Origin of the sequence: Actinophytocola sp. (genome assembly GCF_035942955.1) — a bacterium.
In the GTDB taxonomy this organism is placed as follows: Bacteria; Actinomycetota; Actinomycetes; order Mycobacteriales; family Pseudonocardiaceae; genus DASYTH01.
In genome coordinates this window covers 1-19877 of the sequence record NZ_DASZCQ010000313.1, presented here as the reverse complement: position 1 = coordinate 19877, position 19877 = coordinate 1, and the positions used below count along the sequence as shown (strand labels likewise).

20 protein-coding genes and 2 tRNA genes are annotated in these 19877 nt (G+C 70.2%); 11 read left to right on the top strand and 11 right to left on the bottom strand.

Going from position 1 to position 19877, the window contains the following annotated elements:
* Positions 1 to 74: 74 nt before the first annotated feature.
* Together VGX25_RS30980 and VGX25_RS30975 are read right to left on the bottom strand one after the other, a co-directional pair.
* Positions 75 to 668 (bottom strand): response regulator transcription factor, encoded by a 594-nt coding sequence (locus tag VGX25_RS30980; RefSeq protein ID WP_326921495.1) that lies wholly within the window; start codon positions 666 to 668, stop codon positions 75 to 77.
* A 660-nt stretch (positions 669 to 1328) separates the two neighbouring features.
* Positions 1329 to 1405, bottom strand: a tRNA-Pro gene (locus tag VGX25_RS30975).
* Positions 1406 to 1480: 75 nt separating this feature from the next.
* Here VGX25_RS30975 and VGX25_RS30970 point away from each other — a divergent pair.
* A tRNA-Gly gene (locus VGX25_RS30970) sits at positions 1481 to 1551 on the top strand.
* Between the two features lie 264 nt (positions 1552 to 1815).
* Here the strand turns inward: VGX25_RS30970 and VGX25_RS30965 are convergent.
* Both VGX25_RS30965 and VGX25_RS30960 read right to left on the bottom strand, forming a co-directional pair.
* Entirely contained in the window at positions 1816 to 2592 is a 777-nt protein-coding gene (locus tag VGX25_RS30965; protein ID WP_326921494.1) for a hypothetical protein, read from the bottom strand.
* 230 nt (positions 2593 to 2822) lie between these two features.
* Positions 2823 to 3302 (bottom strand): KOW motif-containing protein, encoded by a 480-nt coding sequence (locus VGX25_RS30960; RefSeq protein ID WP_326921493.1) that lies wholly within the window; start codon positions 3300 to 3302, stop codon positions 2823 to 2825.
* A 176-nt stretch (positions 3303 to 3478) separates the two neighbouring features.
* Here VGX25_RS30960 and VGX25_RS30955 point away from each other — a divergent pair, with 176 nt between their 5' ends.
* Positions 3479 to 3883 carry a GNAT family N-acetyltransferase gene (locus tag VGX25_RS30955; RefSeq protein WP_326921492.1) on the top strand — a complete coding sequence of 135 codons (405 nt, stop codon included), beginning with the start codon at positions 3479 to 3481 and terminating at the stop codon, positions 3881 to 3883.
* Positions 3876 to 4463, top strand: a complete 588-nt coding sequence (locus VGX25_RS30950; RefSeq protein ID WP_326921491.1) for a TIGR03086 family metal-binding protein — start codon at positions 3876 to 3878, stop codon at positions 4461 to 4463. Before VGX25_RS30955 ends, VGX25_RS30950 begins: the two co-directional genes overlap by 8 nt.
* On the opposite strand, the gene VGX25_RS30945 is transcribed toward VGX25_RS30950, so the two are convergent.
* Entirely contained in the window at positions 4460 to 4846 is a 387-nt protein-coding gene (locus VGX25_RS30945; protein ID WP_326921490.1) for a RidA family protein, read from the bottom strand. The two genes, VGX25_RS30950 and VGX25_RS30945, sit on opposite strands and share 4 nt — an antisense overlap.
* Before the next feature lie 396 nt (positions 4847 to 5242).
* On the opposite strand from VGX25_RS30945, the gene VGX25_RS30940 reads away from it, so the two are divergent.
* The 3 genes from VGX25_RS30940 (at position 5243) to VGX25_RS30930 (ending at position 6696) form a co-directional block, all read left to right on the top strand.
* Positions 5243 to 5407, top strand: coding sequence for a hypothetical protein (locus tag VGX25_RS30940; protein ID WP_326921489.1), 165 nt, complete (start codon positions 5243 to 5245; stop codon positions 5405 to 5407).
* A gap of 102 nt (positions 5408 to 5509) precedes the next feature.
* Positions 5510 to 6301: an SDR family NAD(P)-dependent oxidoreductase gene (locus VGX25_RS30935; protein WP_326921488.1), complete on the top strand. Its 792-nt coding sequence runs from the start codon at positions 5510 to 5512 to the stop codon at positions 6299 to 6301.
* Positions 6298 to 6696 carry a thioesterase family protein gene (locus tag VGX25_RS30930; protein ID WP_326921487.1) on the top strand — a complete coding sequence of 133 codons (399 nt, stop codon included), beginning with the start codon at positions 6298 to 6300 and terminating at the stop codon, positions 6694 to 6696. Before VGX25_RS30935 ends, VGX25_RS30930 begins: the two co-directional genes overlap by 4 nt.
* On the opposite strand, the gene VGX25_RS30925 is transcribed toward VGX25_RS30930, so the two are convergent.
* Positions 6693 to 7256 carry a GNAT family N-acetyltransferase gene (locus VGX25_RS30925; protein WP_326921486.1) on the bottom strand — a complete coding sequence of 188 codons (564 nt, stop codon included), beginning with the start codon at positions 7254 to 7256 and terminating at the stop codon, positions 6693 to 6695. The two genes, VGX25_RS30930 and VGX25_RS30925, sit on opposite strands and share 4 nt — an antisense overlap.
* 57 nt (positions 7257 to 7313) lie before the next feature.
* Positions 7314 to 9464: an MMPL family transporter gene (locus tag VGX25_RS30920; protein ID WP_326921485.1), complete on the bottom strand. Its 2151-nt coding sequence runs from the start codon at positions 9462 to 9464 to the stop codon at positions 7314 to 7316.
* 145 nt (positions 9465 to 9609) lie between these two features.
* Between VGX25_RS30920 and VGX25_RS30915 the strand changes: the two genes are divergently transcribed.
* Together VGX25_RS30915 and VGX25_RS30910 are read left to right on the top strand one after the other, a co-directional pair.
* Positions 9610 to 10842 (top strand): GNAT family N-acetyltransferase, encoded by a 1233-nt coding sequence (locus VGX25_RS30915; protein WP_326921484.1) that lies wholly within the window; start codon positions 9610 to 9612, stop codon positions 10840 to 10842.
* Positions 10843 to 10927: 85 nt separating this feature from the next.
* Complete coding sequence (locus VGX25_RS30910; RefSeq protein WP_326921483.1) at positions 10928 to 11719, top strand: hypothetical protein; 792 nt, start codon at positions 10928 to 10930, stop codon at positions 11717 to 11719.
* A 343-nt stretch (positions 11720 to 12062) separates the two neighbouring features.
* Here VGX25_RS30910 and VGX25_RS30905 read toward each other — a convergent pair whose 3' ends face one another.
* Both VGX25_RS30905 and VGX25_RS30900 read right to left on the bottom strand, forming a co-directional pair.
* Entirely contained in the window at positions 12063 to 12866 is an 804-nt protein-coding gene (locus tag VGX25_RS30905; protein WP_326921482.1) for an Fpg/Nei family DNA glycosylase, read from the bottom strand.
* An 11-nt stretch (positions 12867 to 12877) separates the two neighbouring features.
* Positions 12878 to 13348, bottom strand: coding sequence for a ribose-5-phosphate isomerase (locus VGX25_RS30900; RefSeq protein WP_326921481.1), 471 nt, complete (start codon positions 13346 to 13348; stop codon positions 12878 to 12880).
* Positions 13349 to 13364: 16 nt separating this feature from the next.
* Here VGX25_RS30900 and VGX25_RS30895 point away from each other — a divergent pair, with 16 nt between their 5' ends.
* Positions 13365 to 14147, top strand: a complete 783-nt coding sequence (locus VGX25_RS30895; protein WP_326921480.1) for a 2-phosphosulfolactate phosphatase — start codon at positions 13365 to 13367, stop codon at positions 14145 to 14147.
* Positions 14135 to 14848, top strand: coding sequence for an MBL fold metallo-hydrolase (locus VGX25_RS30890; RefSeq protein ID WP_326921479.1), 714 nt, complete (start codon positions 14135 to 14137; stop codon positions 14846 to 14848). Before VGX25_RS30895 ends, VGX25_RS30890 begins: the two co-directional genes overlap by 13 nt.
* Here VGX25_RS30890 and VGX25_RS30885 read toward each other — a convergent pair.
* Positions 14826 to 16259, bottom strand: a complete 1434-nt coding sequence (locus tag VGX25_RS30885; protein ID WP_326921478.1) for an aldehyde dehydrogenase family protein — start codon at positions 16257 to 16259, stop codon at positions 14826 to 14828. The two genes, VGX25_RS30890 and VGX25_RS30885, sit on opposite strands and share 23 nt — an antisense overlap.
* 32 nt (positions 16260 to 16291) lie before the next feature.
* The gene (locus VGX25_RS30880) at positions 16292 to 16906 is read right to left on the bottom strand and encodes a DsbA family protein (RefSeq protein ID WP_326921477.1); all 615 of its coding nucleotides are present in this window, start codon (positions 16904 to 16906) and stop codon (positions 16292 to 16294) included.
* 112 nt (positions 16907 to 17018) lie between these two features.
* Between VGX25_RS30880 and pepN the strand changes: the two genes are divergently transcribed.
* The gene (gene pepN, locus VGX25_RS30875; RefSeq protein WP_326921476.1) at positions 17019 to 19583 is read left to right on the top strand and encodes an aminopeptidase N; all 2565 of its coding nucleotides are present in this window, start codon (positions 17019 to 17021) and stop codon (positions 19581 to 19583) included.
* Positions 19584 to 19877: the final 294 nt, after the last annotated feature.

Below are 19877 nucleotides of genomic sequence, written 5' to 3'. Positions count from 1 at the left end.
GATTTACCGTTCCCGCTTCCGGTAATCGATTCGTAAGAACTGCATTCGTCCTCTGTGGACGGATGTTTCCACCGTTAGATCCAGCCGGCCTCACGAGCGATGCGCACGGCGTCGACCCTGGTCCGCGCTCCGGTCTTGGAGATCACCTTGGACAGGTAGTTGCGCACCGTCCCCGGCGACAGATGCAGCCGCTTGGCGATCTCCGGACCGGCCGCCCCCTCGGCCGCCAGGCGCAGGACATCCAGCTCCCGCGGGGTGAGCGGGTTGGGCTCGACCGCGAGCGCGGCGACGGCAAGGCTGGCGTCGACCACCAGCTCGCCCGCCGCGGCGCCGCGGATGGCCTCGAGCAGCCGCTCGGCCGGGGCGGTCTTGTCGACCGCACCGAGCACGTCGGCGGCGAGCAGGCGCTGCACCAGCCCGGACGGCTTGGCCGCGGTCAACGCCACGATCTGGGTCTGCGGCAGCCGCCCGCGCAGCTCCCGGATCGTGGTCAACCCCGCGCTGCGAGACAGGTCGACGTCCATCACCACGACGTCCGGCCGCAGCCGCAGCGCCACCCTGGTCAACGTCGTGTGATCCTTGAGCGCGGCCACGACCTCGATGTCCGCCTCCTCGGAGAGCAGGCTGGCCAAGGCCGTGCGCAACAGGTCCATATCCTCGACCAGCAACAGCCTGATCCTCGACCCATTGGTGCCGGCCATGGCATCGTGGCCATACCGAATGGCCGGATCCGCGTGTCGTTCCCGCGGCTGCGCTGTTTCTGCCCGCATGCTCCCTCTCTCGCCCGGCCCCGGACCCGGCAGGTGTCCACGTGTCGAAACGCCCTGCACCGCCCTCCGATGACGCCGAAGATCCTTATCACGACGACGAGCCGGAACGAATCGCGTCCCACGAACGGTGCCGAAGGCGGCCGGGCTGCTCATGCTGCGTTCTCCAGAACAGGCGGAGCTAACTCCTTGATGACTACTCGCCGCAACCACCAACAGCGTTACACATTGTCATCTGCAAAATGCAGCCCCAGGTCTCTACCTGGCATTTCAGATCCCACTAGGGCCGAAGTACTCTACGGAACGTGATCGCAGCCCGTCTCCCCCAACCCTCCGCCCCAAAACTCCGCCCATTTGCTCACTACCCGTCACCATCCGTCGCCAAGGCAACGCCACCGAGTCAAGGCGCGAGCTCCCCCACGGACAAAGTCGAGCGGTGATTCGCTGATTGCGCCGAACCGGCCGCGAAGGGGTGCGCCGGGTTCACTGAAATGGAAACCGAGACGGGCCAGCTGACCACTCCCCGACCCGCCGGCGTTCCCGCAGGTCAGGGGCCACTCTTGGTCGGGCTGACAGGATTTGAACCTGCGACCCTCCGCTCCCAAAGCGGATGCGCTACCAAGCTGCGCTACAGCCCGCCACACCACCGAGGTGCTGCCGCAACAGCCTAGCGCGACACGCTACCCTGTTTGCGCGCCAGCACACCGGCGCACGCGGGTGTAGCTCAATGGCAGAGCCCCAGCCTTCCAAGCTGGCCATGCGGGTTCGATTCCCGTCACCCGCTCCGCTCCTCGCCGCAGGTGACCGCCTGCGAGCCATCCCAAGTGGACGTCACTCCTCCGCTCGCGTGCCCCTTCGTGCCCGAGTCGGCCGACCACTTCGCCGCCCTCAGCTCCCGCACGTACCGCGCTCCATCCAGCGGATGACCCCTGTGAGCGCGTTCCTTCCGGCGAGTACCCACCTCATGCAGCAAGGCCGCCGCCGCGTGCCCTTGACGGACGGATCAACTGACAGTGCTGATGCTCGGTCTACCCAAACGCGATGGAGGTTATATCTTTGTTGAATCTCGGGCGATTTCCTTAGCTTCAATCCAGTACTGATAGAAGGCCTCTTGAATTTTCAAGGTCGCGGCACCTCTGATGGCCAGGAAGATGGCGTCATGTCGGTTAGCTTCATCCGAGACATCTCGATAGTGGGGGAAGAAGACCGCTATGGTCTCGTGGCTCGCCGCCTCGCCGCCGTCCTCTCGATGCTGGAAGCTGGGGTTGTAGATGACCAGTCCGAATTGGGTTATTAGGCGTTCTCGTTGGGAGCATCGAAACTTGACCAGCGAGCCTCCGTTGCGCAGCCTTCCAACGGCTTTCCGAATGTGGTTCACACGATTGATGACAGCCCGATCTTCGGGCACGAGGTATCGATATTTGACTCCTCTTGCGACATTTTCTCGCACAATTCTGGCGAATGGGCTGGTGTCCGCCTCCCACGCTAGGTCATATGCATAGATCCAGACCTCGCTTGCGGCCGACTCGATCGCGCAAACCTCGGACTCGGATAGCGTGGCGGGACTGTTGATGCCGTTCGTCATCACCAGTCGCGACACGAGGTTGAAGAGGTCCTGACGATCAGTCGCACGGGAGAGTCTGGCGGCCAAGAATTGCATACCGAACGTGCCGGCGAGGAGTGCGGCCACGAGGGCCGCGGCCGGGAGGTAGTAGCGAACTTCTATCAGATTAAGGAGCTGGGAGCACGTAATTAGAGCAACGGTGAGGAGAATTGGAACTATATAGCTCTCGACACTTCGCGTAGAGAACGGACCGCGGGCCAACTTTACCTCCCATCAGGTCAGAAGATCAGTTGCGCCATGAGCAGGAGCGCCGACCTGCCCACTAGGAATTGGTCGCATCTACCATGATGGACGTTACTGTCGCATTGGCTCTATGAAGTGAGCCGCCGCCGGCGGGCTTGCGGCCGTCGCGCCGGCGGCGGTGCTGCTCATCGGACGGGGGAATTAGTGGGAGGCGACGGCGCGGAAGCACCGGGGGGTTAGACATCCTATTAGGTGTCTAGGGGTGCGAGGCGGGATGTGGACATGTAGACGCGGGTTTGGGAGCGGGTGAGGTCTATGGTGACGTAGCCGGGTTTGAGCCAGTCGGGGCTGGGGACGATTGTGCCGTGGTCGCCGCGGTGGGGGCCTTCGGTCACCTCGATGTGGTCGCCGATTTGGAAGACGGGGGTGGGGTGGCCGATGCGGGGGATCGGGTCGGCGGCGGTAAAGCCTGGGGACTGTTTGCGGAGTTCGGTCACCTCCTGGCGGAGGCGCGCCAGCTCTTCGGCTTGATGGCGTTGGAGTTGCGTCCAGGTGCTGCCGGCGAACCAGGCGAGGGTGAGACCGATCAGCAGAAGTACGGCGGCGGCGAGGGCGGACCAGGCCGCCATGGCCTGCCAGTCGAAGGGCTGGTCGGAGACGAACTGTTGATCAAAACCGGGGGGAGGTTCGGGTCCCGGTGGAGCGGGAGAAGGTTGCTCTTCGAGCACTGTGTCAGCGTAGCGTCACGCGGTGCAACCTCGCGGGGGGTTGGCTTGATCGGCCTAGACTCGGCCGGGTGGTGAGCGATGGTGCGGGTGTGATGTTGCGGGCGGCTGGGGATGGGGATGCGGGTGCGGTTGCGCAGATTTGGTGGGAGGGGTGGCGGGACGGGCACTTGGGGAATGTGCCCGATGAGCTTGTCGCGGTGCGGACGCGGGAGTCGTTCGATGTGCGGGCGGCGGAGCGGGTGGGGGATACGGTCGTGGCCGTTGTCGATGGCGCGGTGGCCGGGTTTGTGATGGTGGTGGGGGACGAGGTCGAGCAGGTGTATGTCTCCCAACAATATCGTGGGGCGGGGGTGGCGGGGGCGTTGCTGGCGGAGGCGGAGCGGATGGTGGGGGCGAACGGGTACGGGCGGGCCTGGTTGGCGGTGGCGCCGGGGAATGGGCGGGCGCGGAGGTTTTACGAGCGGAACGGGTGGGTGGACGAGGGACTGTTCGAGTATTCGGCCATGAGCGCCGATGGGCCTGTTCCGGTGCCGTGCCATCGATATGTGAAGCGGGTCCACAAGGGAGGGTCGCATGCGTGAGGCGGACGTGTTCGAGCTGGCGGATCACGCGCTCCGGGACGTGGTGGAGCGGATCAAGGATGACCAGTGGGAGCGGGAGGTTCCGGATGCGATGAGGTGGCGGGCCGGGACCCGGGTGTTGCGGGATGTGGTCAACCATCACGCCTACGATGACATCTGGGTGCCGGACGTGCTGGCGGGGAGGACGCCGGCCGAGGTCGGGGACAGGTACGAGGGGGATCTGCTCGGGGACGATCCGCGGCGCAGTTTCGCCAGGATCGTCGACACGGCCGTGGCGGCGGTGCGGGAGTTCGAGGATCTCGACAAGATCGTGCACCTGAGCTACGGGGACTTCCCGGCGCGGGTGTACTTGCTGCACATCACCATTTTCCGGGGGTTTGGGGCGTACGACATCGCCAGGTTCGCCGGGATGGACACCGAGCTGCCGGCCCCGCTGGTGCGCGGGTTGTGGGACATGATCGAGCCGGAGGCCGATGAGCTGCGGGCGATCGGCGTGTTCGGGCCGAAGATCACTGTGCCGGACGACGCGTCACCGCAGGACCGGCTGCTGGCCCTCAGCGGCAGGGATCCGTCGCGCTAGGCCGCCGCGATGATCTCGATCTCGACCAGCCAGTGCGGGTCAAGAGTCTGGACCACGATCGCGGTGGTCGGGACGGGTCGGCCGCCAAGCGCGGCCGTGCGGGCGGCGGCGTTGGCCTCGGCGTAGGCGGGATCCCGCAGGTAGCTGGTGAGGCGGACGATGTTGTCGACGGTCATGCCGGCGGAGGCGAGGATGGCCCGCAGGTTGGACCAGATGAGGTCCAGTTGGGCGGTCAGGTCCGCGCCGGGGACCCCGGCGGGGTCGAGTCCCATGGTGCCGGCCACGAACAGCAGGCGGGTGGGGTCGCGGACCTCGACGGCGTGGACGTAGTCGGGCGTAGCGGGGTAGACACCGTCCGTGGGATTGTGCGAGATCGTCTGCATAGGACAATCCTGCCCGTCGACGTTGCGGTTAGCGTGAGCGCATGACGGACGGACTGCTGTTGCCGCCTGGGGCGGGGGATCGGATCGCATCGGCCGGGATGACGCTCAAGGTGGGTGCGGACCGGTCCTCCCGATGGTCGGTGTTCGAGGCCGACGTGCCACCGGGATTCGACGTGGGGGCGCACCTGCACGGTGCGGTCGAGGAGCTGTTCTACATCCTCGAGGGCGAGCTCGACCTGCTGGCGTTCGAACCGCGCACGCGGACCTCGGGCGACTGGCAGAGCTGGGAGTCCGAGTCCGGCGCGAAGGTGGCGCGGGGCGGTCCCGGCAGCCTGATGTACGTGCCGGCCGGGGTGCCCGCACGCGTTCGCCAACCCCGGTTCGGAGCCGGCCAGGATGCTGTTCCTCGCCGCGCCGTCCGGCCACGAGAAGTACCTCCGGGAGATGGGCGAGCTGCTCGCCGGCGGCGGGCCGCCCGATCCGGACGCGGTGGCGGCGCTGCGGGCCCGCTACGACATCGAGCAGATCACACCGCTCAAACCCGGGCGCCTCGGCGGGTAGCAGGCCTCCACAGTTGTCCACTTTGGACCTACGAGGGGTACCGGTGAACCCGATCCTTCACGTTCGAGGTTCGACCGGTCACGGAGTCGATACGATCGGGGCATGGAGCTTCGTGGGAAATCGGTGTTGGTGACCGGGGCGACGGGTGGGCTCGGGCAGGCGATCGCGCGCCGGCTGCGGGACGAGGGGTGCGTGCCGCTCCTCACCGGACGCCGGGCCGAGGTGCTCGAGCCGCTGGCCGACGAGCTCGGCGGCCGGGCGATTCCGGCCGATCTGTCCAATCCAGACGACGTGGACCGGGTGGCGCGCGCGGCCGCCGATGTGGACGTTCTGGTCGCCAACGCCGGCCTGCCCGGCAACGGGCTGCTGGAGGGCTACACGATCGAGCAGATCGACCGGGTGCTCGGCGTGAATCTACGGTCGCCGATAGTACTGGCGCGGTTGATCGGGGAACGCATGCTGGCCAGGGGCCAAGGGCACATCGTGCTCGTGTCGTCCCTGTCCGGCAAGAGCACGACGCCGGTCTCGTCGCTGTACAACGCCACGAAGTTCGGGTTGCGCGGGTTCGCCCTTGCGCTGCGCGCGGACTGGGAGCCGCGCGGAGTCGGGGTGAGCTGTGTGAACCCGGGACCGATCGCCGAGGCGGGAATGTTCGTCGACGGCGGGGGCACGCTGCCCCCGGGGATCCGGCCGCGGTCGCCGCGGGACGTCGCGGCCGCGGTGGTGCGGGCGATCGTGCAGAACAGGGCCGAGATCGACGTGGCGGACCTGGTGACCAAGGCCGGCGCCACGCTCGCGCTGCTCGCCCCGCAGACCGTCGCCTGGCTCGGTCGGCTGGTGGGCGCCGACCGGGTGGCGCGGCAGCTTGCCGAGGGCCACAAGGACAAACGATGAGCGAGACCTTCGTGCACCGCCTTCGGGTGCGCTACAGCGAGTGCGACCAGCAGGGCGTGGTGTTCAACGGGCAGTACCTGTTCTACTACGACGTCGCGGTCACCGAGCTGATGCGGGCCCGGATCGGCCCGTACCGGGAGATCGTCGAGCGGGGGTTCGACATCGTGGTCGCGGAGGCGCGGCTGCGGTTCCTCAACGGCGCGCGGTTCGACGAGGAGCTGGACATCGCGATGCCGATCCACCATCTGGGAACGACCAGCATGATCATCCATCCGGTGTTCCGGGTCGGCGACCGGATGATCGCCGACGGCGAGGTGCGGCATGTGTGGGTGGATCCGGCCACACTGAAGAAAAAGCCGATGTCCGACGAGCTTCGACTGGCGTTGAGCGGTTAGCGAACGGAGCGCACGTACTCCAGCTCGAGCACCGGCCGGCCGTCGCCGAAGTCGCGCTCGTGGGTGGCGCCGCTCTCCTCGAAGCCGAACCGGCTGTAGAAGCGGCGCGCCCGGTTGGCGCCGGCGAGCGTCCACAAGCGAACCCGGCGGTATCCCGCCTCCGCAAGGAGATCCCACGCGCCGTCCATCAGCGTGGGCGCCACCCCGGTGCCCCAGACGGACGGATGGGCGTAGAAGCCGTAGATCTCGCCCTCGCCGGGCCGGGGCCACACGGACGGGACCACCGTGTGCTTCCCCGCGGTCAGGCCGTGCGGTCCGAAGTAGGCGAACGCGCACACCCGGTCGTGCCGCACCGCGACCAGCATCGTGGCCCGGTCGAACTCGGGAGTCGCCATGCGGGACGCCCACTGCGTGCGCCGCTTGGCCACGAACCGGCCGAGCCACTGTGGCTCAAACAAGTCGCGATATGCAACTTGCCACGCTTCTGCATGCACGTCGCCGATCGCCGCGGCGTCGGACAGCGTGGCGTCACGCAGAAGTACCGGTACGTCAACCCTCATCGAGGAACACCATACGTGGCGGTGCTGGCGGACTCCAGCGTTTCCACCTGCGTGGAACTAGTGCTCCGCGACCAGGGTTCGAGTAGGAGGCTCGCCGACGGCTTCATCCGGCTCCACGTCGCGCTTGCGGAACAGCTTGTGCGGCCACCACATCCACCGTCCAACGTCGAGGGTCAGCGCCGTGACGAGCACTGCGCGGACGATGATCGTGTCGATGATCACCCCGACGGCGACGGCGAATCCGAGCTCGGCGGCGAAGGTCAGCGGCAGCGTGCCGAGAACCGCGAACGTGCCGGCCAGCACGAGACCCGCGGACGTGATCACGCCGCCGGTCGCGGACAGACCGATCAGCGCGCCCCGCCTGGTGCCCCACTGCCTGGCCTCCTCGTGCACCCTGGTCATCAGGAAGATGTTGTAGTCGATGCCAAGCGACACAAGGAACACGAACACGAACAACGGGAACGACGCGTCCGCGCCGTCGAAGCCGAAGACGTTGTCGAAGAAGAACGCACTGATGCCCAGTGCCGCGAAGAACGACAGCACCACGGTCGCGATCAGGATCAGCGGCGCGATGAGCGCACGCAGCAGTCCCGCCAGGATCAGGAACACGACGATCAGCACGATCGGGATGATCAGGCCGCGGTCGTGGCTGTTGGCCGCGTTGGTGTCGTGCAGCACCGCGGCCATGCCGCCGGCCATCGCGTCCGCGCCGGGCACCGCGTGCACCGCGGCCCGGACCCGTTCCAGGGTGGCCGCCGCGGCCGGACCGTCCGGGGCGTCGGTCATCGTGCCGGTCATATACGCGTAGCCGTCACGCACGAGCGGCTCGTCGACCGAGCCCGGCACGATCCCGGGCACCGCGCCGAACACCGCGCGCACCCGGGTTGCCTGATCCGCCCTGGCGACCACCTCGACCGGCTGGGCGGCGCCGGCCGGGAAGTGCTTGGCGAGCACCTGCTCCCCGACGACCGAGTCCGGGGTACCGGTGAACGACGCGGCGTTGGTCAACCCGTCGGCCTTGAGGGTCAGCGTGCCAAGCGCGAGCACCCCGAGCACCAGCCCGGTGGCCACCCAGGTGACCCGCGGGCGGCGACCGATCGCGCCGCCGATCCGCGCCCAGAGACCGGTCTCGGTGGGCTCGGCGGTGTCGAACGCCGGGCGCACCGGCCAGAACATCCACCGCCCGAAGATCACCAGCAGCGCCGGCAGCAGCGTGACCATGGCCAGCAGCGCGACGCCGACACCGATCGCCGCGACCGGGCCGAGCCCGGCGGTCGCGTTGAGGTCGGCGAAGACCAGGCACACCATGCCGAGGATCACGGTGGCCGCGCTGGCCCAGATCGCCGGTCCGGCGCGGTGCAGGGCGAACGCCATGGCCTCGTGGCGATCCTGGTGGCGGCGCAGCTCTTCCCGATATCGGGCGACCAGCAGCAGCGCGTAGTCCGTGCCGGCGCCGAACACCAGCACGGTGAGGATGCCGGCGCTCTGCCCGTTGACGGTCAGGTCGGCGTGCTTGGCCAGCAGGTAGATCACGCCCTGGGCGGCGAACAGCGCGATCCCCGCGGAGATCACCGGCAGCACCCAGAGAACCGGGCTGCGGTAGGTGAGCAGCAGCATGACGATCACGACGAACAGCGCGGCGTACAGCAACGCCCCGTCGATGCCGGCGAACGCCTCGGCCTGGTCGGCTCCGGTGCCCGCGGGACCGGTGACGTGCACGGAGATCCCGGCGCTGTCCCGGCCGGCGATCTGTCGCATCTGGTCGGCGAGGTCGGGCAGCTTCTCCCAGCCGTCGCTACCCGCGTTGATCGGCACGATCACCTGCGCCGCCTGGGGATTGGGCTGCTCGGTGGACGGGATCGGCCCGACCACCTCGCGATCGACCCGCTCGATCTCGGCGAACTGCCGGGCGTGCCCGGCGATCGCGGCGAGATCGGCCTGGCTGAGCCCGGACGGCTTCTCGTAGACGACAATCGCGGGGATCTCGTTGCTGGACCGGAACCGCTCGGTGATCTCGAGGACCTTGGTCGACTCGGCGTCGCCGGGCAGCCAGGACGACATCTGGTTGTCCTGCACGCTGGTCAGCTTGCCGCCCAACGGGGCGAGCACGGCGGCCGCGATGAGCCACAGTGCCACGATCGCCCACTTGCCGATCTTGTTGGACGGAATCTTGGCCAACGTGCCGACACCGCTCATCAATGCGTTCACGCACGACCCCCTCAAGAAGAAGTCCCCCGACCCCTCGTTGGCCCATAGGCTAATGGCCCGTCGGTATAACACGGACTGATTGTGATCGTTGTAACGCAACGGAAAATGAGTCGCGCCGCGCGGCGTGGCCGGGTATGACGGCGGAGTGTCCGTTGCGCCCCAGAGTGATCAGCTGCTGACGATCCGCACGCTGACCGATGCCGATCTGCCCGCGTTCAGCGCGGTGCTCGCGTCCGCGTTTCTCATCGACCACAACGACGATTTCCTTGCCTCGGAACGCACCGTGTTCGAGCCCGCCCGCAGCCACGGGGTGTTCGACGGCGCGGAGATGATCGGCTCCGGGCAGCTGCTCACCCGGCGACTGGTCGTGCCGGGTGCCGGTCCGATTCCGGCGGCCGCGGTGACGTCGATCGGGGTCGCCCCCGGGCACCGCAGGCGCGGGGTGCTGAGCATGATCATGCGTACGCAGCTGGCCGGCCTGCACGAGACCGGGGAGCCGATCGCCGCGCTCTGGGCCTCCGAGGGCGGGATCTACGGGCGCTTCGGCTACGGCCTCGCCACGCAGTATGTGCGGTTGGCGCTGCCGCGCGGCGCGGCGTTCCGGCGGGATGTCGAGGTCGATCCCGCGCCGGTCCGGGAGCTGCCGCGGGAGCAGGCCCTTCCGCTGATCCGCAAGATCTACGAGAGTGTGTGGGCGGACCGGGTCGGGTATCTCGACCGGACCGACGGCGCCTGGGACTACCACCTGTTCGACGCCGAGCCGTCCCGCCGCGGCCAGACCGCCTACCGGTTCGCGGTGCATCCCGAGGGTTACGCCGTGTATCGCACCAGGCAGGAGTGGCAGGACCGCGGCCCCCGCTCACCGGTGACCGTGCGCACCCTGGTCGCGGCGAACCCGCCGGCGTACGCGGCGATCTGCCGGTACGTGCTGGACATCGACCTCGTCGGCGAGGTCACCATGCGGCTGGCCGTCGACGAGCCGCTGGTGCACATGCTCGCCGACTCGAGGGCGGCCGTGCGCACCATGTTCGACGCGCTGTGGGTGCGCCTTGTCGACGTCGACCGGGCGCTGGCGGCCCGCCGGTACGCGGTGCCGGTGGACGTCGTGCTCGAGGTGGCCGACGAGCTGTGCCCGTGGAACGCCGGCCGCTGGCGGCTGGCGGTGGGCGAGGACGGGCGGGCCGAGGTCGAGCGCTCGGCGGCCGACCCGGACCTGGCGCTGGGCGTGGAAGCGCTCGGCGCGGCCTACCTCGGTGGCACCCGGCTGGCCACGCTGGCCGCAGCCGGGCGGGTGCGGGAGTTGCGGCGCGGCGCGCTGGCCCGGACCTCGCTGGCGTTCCTGCACGACCGTGAGCCGGGCTGCCTCGAGGATTTCTGAGGGAACCGCGGAGGCGGGGTCGCCGTTGTGCGGGTAAGTTGTCCGGTTCGCGGACACATGCCGGTGGCTCACCCCAGGAGGTTCCATGACCGGGACGATCATCGTGATCGCGCTGGTCCTCGCCGTTGTCGCGGTCGTCATGGTGCTGGCCAAGAACCGGGCGGCCGCCCGGCAGCAGCAGCTCGACGACGCCAAGGCCGACGCCCGGCGCTGGGTGGAGCGGCTCGGCGGCCAGGTGATGAACCTGGTCGGCACCAACGACGCGGCCAAGCAGGCGCTGGCCGACGCGGCGGAGCGGTACACCGCGGCCGGTTCCCAGATGGAGCAGGCGAACACGGTCGAGCAGGCCCGGCTGGTGACGAAGACGGCCCTCGAGGGGCTGTACTACGTGCGGGCCGCGCGCATCGCGATGGACCTGGATCCCGGTCCCGAGCTGCCCGAGGACCCGGAGGCGCGGCGCGCGGGCCGGGTCACCGAGAACCGCCGGGTCGAGGTGGAGGGCCACGAGTACGAGGCGTCGCCGGAGCCCGGCGAGCGCACGCCGCACTACTTCCCCGGCGGCCGGGTCGCCGGCCGGCCGGTGCCGCAGGGCTGGTACAGCGAGCCGTGGTGGAAGCCGGCGCTGGTCGCCGGCGCCTGGGGGTTGGGCTCGATGCTGCTGTTCAGCGCCATGTTCTCCGGCATGTACGGCATCCCGGACGCGCACGCCTGGGAGGCCGGCTACGACGCCGGCCAGCAGGACGCGCTGGAGTCCGGCGGTGACGGCGGCGGCGAGGGCGGTGACAGCGGCGGCGACTTCGGGGGCGACGCCGGGGGTGACTTCGGCGGCGACTTCGGGGGTGGGGACTTCGGCGGAGGCGACTTCGGCGGGTTCTGAGCCGGCTCAGGGGTTGGTGGGTTCGCCGGGGTGGGGCCGGGGGTGGGGGCGCGCGGCTCTGGTGCGTGGTTGAGGTGCGTTGGCGGGCGGCGGTTGGCATGGGGTGGCGACGCGCGGCTCGTTCTCGGGTCGGGTTGCGTCGGCGGGCGGCGGTTGGCGTGGGTGAAGTCGCGCGGCTCGTTCCCGGGTCGGGTTGCGTCGGCGGACGGCGGTTGGCATGGGGTGGGGGACGCGCGGCTCGTTCCCGGGTCGGGTTGCGTCGGCGGGCGGCGGTTGGCGGTTGGCGTGGGGCGCGGCTGCACGAGGGCGGGACACGGCTGCACGAGGGCGGGACACGCGGGGGTTAGGCCTGGCAGGTGGGGCACCAGTAGAGCTTGCGGGCGGCGAGCAGTCGGGTGGCGATCTCGGTGCCGCAGACCAGGCAGGGTTGGCCGGCTCGGCGGTAGACGTACACCTCGCCGCCGTGCCGGTCGCGGCGCGGGTCGCGGCCCATGGCCTCGGGGAGGTGCTCGTCGCGCACCGTGTCGATGCGGCCGCGGCGGACGCCTTGGCGCATCAGAGTGACCAGGTCGGACCATAGCTCTGTCCAGAGTGGACGGTTGAGGGAGCGGCCGGGGAGCAGCGGCGGGATGCCGTGCCGGAACAGGATCTCGGCGCGGTAGACGTTGCCGACGCCGGCCACCACGGCCTGATCGAGGAGCAGGCCGGCCAGCGGGGCGCGGGAGGTGGAGATCCGGGCCCAGGCGCGGTCCGGGTCGGCGTCGCGGCGCAGCGGGTCGGGGCCGAGCCGGGAGCGCAGCGCGGCCACCTCGGCGTCGGTCAGCAGCTCGCACGCGGCCGGGCCGCGCAGGTCGGTGCCGAGTGTGGCGCCGACCATCCGCATGCGTACCTCACCCACGGGCGGCCCGAGCGGGACCGGGTGCTCGACGAACGTGCCGTACAGCCCCAGGTGGACGTGCACCGTCGCGTTGGGACCGTACCGGTGGAACAGGTGCTTGCCGTGCGCCTCGGCCCGGCGCAGTATCTGTCCGTCCACAATGGACGCCGCGGTGAACCGGCCCTGCGGGCTGGAGACCGCGACCGGTTGGCCGCCGAAGTAGCGCTGGTGCCGGCGGGCGAGCCGGTGCAGCGTGTGTCCCTCTGGCACGGTGCGCGCTTCTAGGACGGGAGCGCGGGCGGTGTTCCGGTGCGCTCGTACTCGGCCAGCTGGGCGATCCGCCGGGCATGCCGCTCGCCGCCGGAGAACGGGGTGGCCAGGAACTCCTCCACGATCGCGGTGGCCTCGGCGGCGTCGTGCATGCGCGCACCGATGCCGATCACCTGGGCGTCGTTGTGCTGGCGGGCCAGCCGGGCGGTCTCCACGCTCCAGGCGAGGGCGGCACGGCAGCCGGCGACCTTGTTGGCCGCGATCTGCTCGCCGTTGCCGGAGCCGCCGATCACCACGCCCAGGCTGCCGGCGTCGGCGACCACGCGGCGGGCCGTCTCGACGCAGTACGGCGGGTAGTCGTCGTCCGGGTCGTAGGTGGCGGGGCCGACGTCGATCACCTCGTGCCCGGCGCCGGAGAGATGCTCCGCGAGATGCTGCTTGAGCTCGAAGCCGGCATGGTCGGCTCCCAGATACACACGCACGGCTGGAGGGTAGCGGGTGACGGTCTACGCCCAGGACGGGTACGCGGTTCGGCTCGAGTGGGGCGCCGACGGGGTGCGGGAGCTGGCGCCGCACTGCGCCGTGCTGGTGATCGTCGACGTGCTGGTGTTCACCACCTCGGTGGACGTCGCGCTCGGCCGGGGCGGTCGGGTGCTGCCGCTGCCCTGGCGCGATGAGCGGGCCGGCGAGGCCGCGCGCCGGGCGGGCGCCGTGCTGACCCGGTCGGGCCTGAGCCGGACGGCGGAAGGCTTCACCGTCGCGGAGCAGGCGACCGAGTGGACGCTGCGGCCGTCGTCGCTCGTCGACCTGCCGGAGGGCACGTTCCTGGCGATCGCCTCACCCAACGGCGCCACCCTGTGCGCCGCCGCCGCGGAGCTGGGCGCCACCGTGCTGGCCGGCTGCCTGCGCAACGCCTCGGCGGTCGGCGCCGCCGCGCGGACGCTGGCCCGGGACCGCCCGATCGGCGTGGTGCCGGCCGGAGAGCGTTGGCACCACACGGAAGTACGCGGCCTCCGGCCGTCGCTCGAGGAGGTGCTCGGCGCGGGCGCGATCGTGCGGGCGCTTGGCGACGACGCGAACCGCTCGCCCGAGGCCGAGCTCGCCGCGTTGAGCTACGCGGCCGCCGACGGCCGGGTGGCGGAGCTGCTGGCCGGGTCGGTGTCGGGCCGGGAGCTCGCGCATGCCGGGGTGCCGGTCGACGTGGAGCTGGCCGGGCGGGTTGACTGCAGTGACGTGGTGCCGATGCTCGTGGACGGGGTGTTCGAACGATGGGCAGGATGATCGAGGTGGCCGACCGGGTGTTCGTCCGGCGGCACGAGGAGCTGGACCAGACGCTCGGGCTGATCGTGGGCGGCGAGAGCTGCCTGCTGATCGACAGCGGCACCGACGAGGCGCACGGCGCGGCGTGGCGGGCGGCGGTCCGCGAGGTGACGCCGCTGCCGTGCACGGTGCTGATCACCCACGCGCACTGGGACCATTTCTTCGGCACGGCCGCGCTCCCCAAGGGCGCGGTCTGGGCGCATCCGCGGTGCGCCGACGAGATCGCCACCAACGCCGAGGAGCACCGCGGCCGGGGCGTGCGCTACTTCCGCGAGTCCGGCAAGCCCGAGCTGGCCGACCGGGTCGCCGCGGCGCGTGTGGTGGTGCCGACCGAGCTGGTCGTCGCGGCGGAGGAGCTGGACCTCGGCGACCGGAAGGTCACCCTGCTGCATCCCGGCCGCGGGCACACCGGCGGCGACGTCGTGGCGCACGTGCCGGACGCCGCCGTGCTGTTCGCGGGCGACCTGGTCGAGGAGGGCGCGCCGCCCGTGGTCGGTCCGGACGCCTACCCGCGCGAGTGGCCGTCCACAATGGACGTTCTGCTGACGCTGCGGCCCGAGGTGATCGTGCCGGGGCACGGCAACCCGGTGGACCGGGCGTACGTGGCCAACCAGCGCGACGAGCTGGCCGCCGAGTACCTTACGGGCGCTGAATCGACTTGATCTCGGTGAACTCCTCGAGGCCGAACTTGCCGAGCTCGCGGCCGTTGCCGGACTGCTTGTAGCCGCCGAACGGGGCCACCGGGTTGAACGCGCCGCCGTTGACGTCCACCTGGCCGGTGCGCATCCGCTTGGCGAACGCGATGGCCCGGTCGTCGTCCGCGGAGAACACCGCGCCGGCCAGGCCGTAGATCGTCGAGTTGGCGATGCGCACCGCCTCGTCCTCGTCGGCGTACGGCAGGATCGACAGCACCGGGCCGAAGATCTCCTCCTGGGCGATCGTCATGCTCGGCCGGACGTCGGCGAACACGGTCGGCGGCACGTAGGCCCCGCGCTCGGGCAGCCCGCCGGCATCGGGCCCGCCGAAGGCCACCTTCGCGCCCTCCTCGACGCCCGTCCTCAGGTAGCCGTACACCCGGTCGCGCTGCGCGGCCGACGACATCGGCCCGATCCTGGTCGACTCCTGCGTCGGGTCGCCGACGGTGTACTTCGCCGCGGCGGCCGCGGCCAGCTCGGCGGCCTCGTCGTGCCGGTCGGCCGGAACCAGCATCCGGGTCCACGCCGTGCAGGTCTGCCCGCCGTTGATGAACGTGTTCGCGATACCGATCTTCACGGCCTTGGTCAGGTCGGCGTCGTCGAGCACCACGTTGGCCGACTTGCCGCCCAGCTCGAGGGCGACCCGCTTGACCGTCTCGGCGGCGACCGCGGACACCCGGCGGCCGGCGCGCGTCGACCCCGTGAACGACACCATGTCCACCCCGGGGTGCGCGGCGATCGCCTCGCCGACCACCGGGCCGACGCCGTGCACCAGGTTCACCACGCCGTCCGGCACGCCCGCCTCGGCCAGGACCTCGAGGAACAGGTTGGCGTTGAGCGGGGCGATCTCGCTGGGCTTGAGCACCACCGTGCACCCGGCGGCCAGCGCCGGCACCACCTTGTTGGCGATCTGGTGCAGCGGGTAGTTCCACGGCGTGATGCACCCGACCACGCCGACCGGCTCGCGCAGCACCAGCGAGTTGCCGATCTCCTCGCTGAACGAGTAGCCGCCCTCCAACACGTCGGCAAGGCCGGCCGAGGTGGCGACCGGCAGGCTCGCCTGCACCTTCGTGGCGAAGGTGATCGGCGAGCCCATCTCCGCGGTGATCGTGGCCGCGAGCTCCTCCCGGCGGGCGGCCAGCCGCTCGGAGATCCGGCGCACCAGCGCGGCCCGCTCCGCCACCGGCGTGGCCGACCAGCCGGGGAACGCGTCGGTGGCCGCCGCCACAGCGGCGTCCACGTCGGCCGCGGTGCCGGCCGGCACCGAGCCGATCACCTCCTCGGTCGCCGGGTTCACGACGTCGATGCGCTCGCTGGACTCGTCGATCACCCGGCCTCCGATGACATGACCGGTGCGAGCGGTGGCGGGAGCAGCCATTGGTCCTCCAAAACTTGACGCTCCCGTCGAGGTTAGTCGAAGTTCAGATCCCGGGACCGGGTGCGCTTGATCTCGAAGAAGTCGGGGAAGCTGGCCACGGCGACGGTTCCGTCGAACAGGCGCAGGGCGTCCTCGCCGCGCGGGATGGAGGTCAGGACGGGGCCGAAGAAGGCGACGCCGTCGACGTGGATGGTGGGGGTGCCGACGTCGAGGCCGACCGGGTCCATGCCCTCGTGGTGGCTCTTGCGCAGGGCCTCGTCGTAGTCGGTGCTTCGGGCGGCGTCGGCCAGCTCCACGGGCAGGCCGACCTCGGCAAGGGACTCCTTGATCACGGCGTCGGTGTCCTTGTTGCCCTGGTTGTGGAACCGGGTGCCCATGGCGGTGTACAGGTCGCGCAGGACGCCCTCGCCGTGGTGCTGGGCGGCGGCGATGAGCACTCGGACCGGGCCCCAGGCCTTGGCGAGGAACTCCGCGTAGTCCTCGCCGAGCTCGCGGCCCTCGTTGAGCACCGCGAGGCTCATCACCCGGAACCGGAGATCGACGTCGCGCTGCCGCTCCACCTCCAGGATCCAGCGCGAGGTGATCCAGGCGAACGGGCACATCGGGTCGAAGTAGAAGTCGATGGAGGTCTTGGTGGGGGCAGTCATACCCCGGTCAACATCGGTTGGACGGCCGGTTCTTCCCATGCAACCGAAGACCTCAGTCCCCCGACGTGATTGGATGTGATTGTCAGTAACGACAGTCCAGTCGAGGTGATCAGTGGCCGCCCCCAACCTGACCCGTGACGAAGCCCAGCGGCGCGCGGCGCTGCTCGAGGTGGAGTCGTATGCCATCGAGCTCGACCTCACCGACGGCATCGGCAACCCCGGGGAGTCCACGTTCCGCTCGAGCACGACCGTCACATTCCGCAGCCGCCGCCCCGGCGCGTCGAGCTGGATCGACCTGGTCGCCGACTCGGTGCAGCACGCCGAGCTCAACGGCTGGCCGCTCGACCTGTCCGGCTACCGCCAGGAGGACGGGATCGCGCTGCCCGCGCTGGCCGAGCGCAACACGGTGACCGTGCGGGCCACCTGCCCGTACATGAACACCGGCGAGGGCCTGCACCGGTTCGTCGACCCGGTCGACAAGGGCGTGTACCTGTACACGCAGTTCGAGACCGCGGACGCCAAGCGCATGTTCGCCTGCTTCGACCAACCCGACCTCAAGGCGGTCTACCAGCTCACGGTGATCGCGCCGCGGGACTGGAAGGTGCGCTCCAACGCCGACGTGGAGTCCACTGAGGACACTCCGGAGGGCGCCGTCCGGCACGTCTTCCCCACCACCAAGCCGATGTCGACCTACCTGGTGGCCCTGGTCGCCGGCCCGTACGCGGAATGGCGCGACGAGTACCGCGACGAGCTGGCCACGATTCCGCTCGGCATCTACTGCCGGGCCTCGCTCGCCGAGTACATGGACGCCGAGCGGCTGTTCACCGAGACCAAGCAGGGCTTCGACTACTTCCACCGCAACTTCGGCGTGGCCTACCCGTTCGGCAAGTACGACCAGTGCTTCGTGCCGGAGTTCAACGCCGGCGCCATGGAGAACGCCGGCTGCGTGACGTTCCTCGAGGACTACGTCTTCCGCAGCCGGGTCACCCGGTACGCCTACGAGCGCCGGTGCGAGACCGTGCTGCACGAGATGGCGCACATGTGGTTCGGCGACCTGGTCACCATGCGCTGGTGGGACGACCTGTGGCTGAACGAGTCGTTCGCCACCTTCGCCAGCGTGCTCGCACAGGCCGAGGCCACCGAGTACGTGCACGCCTGGACCAGCTTCGCCAACATCGAGAAGTCCTGGGCCTACCGGCAGGACCAGCTCCCCTCGACCCACCCGATCGCCGCGGACATCCCCGACCTGCAGGCGGTCGAGGTCAACTTCGACGGGATCACCTACGCCAAGGGCGCCAGCGTGCTCAAGCAGCTGGCCGCCTACGTCGGCCTGGACAACTTCCTCGCCGGCCTACGCTTGTACTTCGACAAGCACGCCTGGGGCAACGCCACCCTGGCCGACCTGCTCGCCGCGCTCGAGGAGGCATCCGGCCGGGACCTGTCCTGGTGGAGCGCGCAGTGGCTGGAAACCACCGGGCTCAACGCCCTGCGCCCGGCGTTCACCGTGGCCTCCGACGGCCGGTTCGCCGACTTCGCGATCATGCAGGGCGGCGCCAAGCCCGGCGGCGGGGAGCTGCGCACCCACCGCGTGGCGGTCGGCATCTACGACGACGACGGCGCCGGCAAGCTGGTCCGCACCCACCGGCTCGAGGTCGACGTGGCCGGCGAGCGAACCGAGGTGCCGGACCTGGTCGGCATCTCCCGCGGCAAACTGGTGCTGGTCAACGACGACGACCTGAGCTACTGCACCATGCGGCTCGACCCCGACTCGCTCACCACGCTGATCGACCGGATCGGCGACATCGTCGAGCCGCTCCCCCGCACCCTGTGCTGGTCGGCCGCCTGGGAGATGACCAGGGAGGCCGAGCTCAAGGCCCGCGACTTCGTCACGCTGGTCTGCCACGGCCTGCCAGCCGAGACCGAGGTCGGCGTCGTCCAACGGCTGCTCATGCAGGCCCAGACCGCGATCGGGTCCTACGCCGACCCGGCCTGGGCGCCCCAGGGCTGGCGGATGTTCACCGGCCGCATCCTCGAGCTGGCCCGCACCGTCGAACCGGGCTCCGACCACCAACTCGCCTTCGTCAACGCCCTGTCCTCCTCGGCGCTGGAAGACGACACCCTGGCCACCCTCCGTGGCTGGCTGGACAACTCCGCCCCACTCCCCGGCCTCACCGTCGACACCGACCTACGCTGGCGCCTCACCCAGGCCCTCGTCGCCCACGGCGCCGCGTCCGACGAGGACATCGACCAGCTACTCGAACAGGACTCCACCGCCACCGGCCACCGCCAAGCCGAACGAGCCCGCGCCCTCCGCCCCAACATCGCCTCCAAGAACGAAGCCTGGCGCCGCGCCGTCCACGACGACGAGCTGCCCAACGCGATCAACGAGTCGATCATCTCCGGCTTCTCCCACCCCAGCCAGAAGGAGCTGCTCGCCCCCTTCACCAACCGCTACTTCGCCGACGTGGCCGGAGTCTGGGAGCGCCGCTCAAGCGAACGCGCCCAGCCCACGGTCCTCGGCCTGTTCCCCGCGTGGGCCGTGGCACAGGAGACGGTCGACGCCGCCGACGCCTGGCTGTCCGAAAACTCCCACCCGCCGGCCCTCCGCCGCCTGGTCTCCGAGGGCCGAGCGGGCATCGTCCGGGCCTTGGCGGCGCGGGAGTTCGACCAGTCCTGACGGCGGTGCGGGCCGGGGGTCCGGGTGGGGCCCGGGGGTGGGGGCTTGGGTTGCCTGCCGGGCTGGTTTGCGTTGGCGGGCGGTGGTTTGCGGGGTGGGGGCGCACAGGTCCCTGCCGGGCTGACTTTCGTTGGCGGGCGGCGGTTCCCGCCGTGTGACGCGTTGCGGTAGCCCAGCTTTGCCGGAGCCCTGCGCCTGCCTGCAGGGCCGGGCATGGTTCCAGGGTGGCGCAGGCGTGATCACCGAGAGGCCGGTGGGTGGCCGAATCGGGTGCAGAAAGGACGGCCGCGGCCC

What these genes read in the sequence shown, in the direction of transcription:
- VGX25_RS30940 (WP_326921489.1), top strand. Translation starts at nt 5,243, where the DNA reads ATGCTGTTCCTCGCCGCGCCGTCCGGCCACGAGAAGTACCTCCGGGAG.
- VGX25_RS30910 (WP_326921483.1), top strand. Translation starts at nt 10,928, where the DNA reads ATGACCGGGACGATCATCGTGATCGCGCTGGTCCTCGCCGTTGTCGCG.
- VGX25_RS30945 (WP_326921490.1), bottom strand. Translation starts at nt 4,846, where the DNA reads ATGCAGACGATCTCGCACAATCCCACGGACGGTGTCTACCCCGCTACG.
- VGX25_RS30950 (WP_326921491.1), top strand. Translation starts at nt 3,876, where the DNA reads ATGCGTGAGGCGGACGTGTTCGAGCTGGCGGATCACGCGCTCCGGGAC.
- VGX25_RS30885 (WP_326921478.1), bottom strand. Translation starts at nt 16,259, where the DNA reads ATGGCTGCTCCCGCCACCGCTCGCACCGGTCATGTCATCGGAGGCCGG.
- VGX25_RS30930 (WP_326921487.1), top strand. Translation starts at nt 6,298, where the DNA reads ATGAGCGAGACCTTCGTGCACCGCCTTCGGGTGCGCTACAGCGAGTGC.
- VGX25_RS30890 (WP_326921479.1), top strand. Translation starts at nt 14,135, where the DNA reads ATGGGCAGGATGATCGAGGTGGCCGACCGGGTGTTCGTCCGGCGGCAC.
- VGX25_RS30935 (WP_326921488.1), top strand. Translation starts at nt 5,510, where the DNA reads ATGGAGCTTCGTGGGAAATCGGTGTTGGTGACCGGGGCGACGGGTGGG.
- VGX25_RS30925 (WP_326921486.1), bottom strand. Translation starts at nt 7,256, where the DNA reads ATGAGGGTTGACGTACCGGTACTTCTGCGTGACGCCACGCTGTCCGAC.
- VGX25_RS30880 (WP_326921477.1), bottom strand. Translation starts at nt 16,906, where the DNA reads ATGACTGCCCCCACCAAGACCTCCATCGACTTCTACTTCGACCCGATG.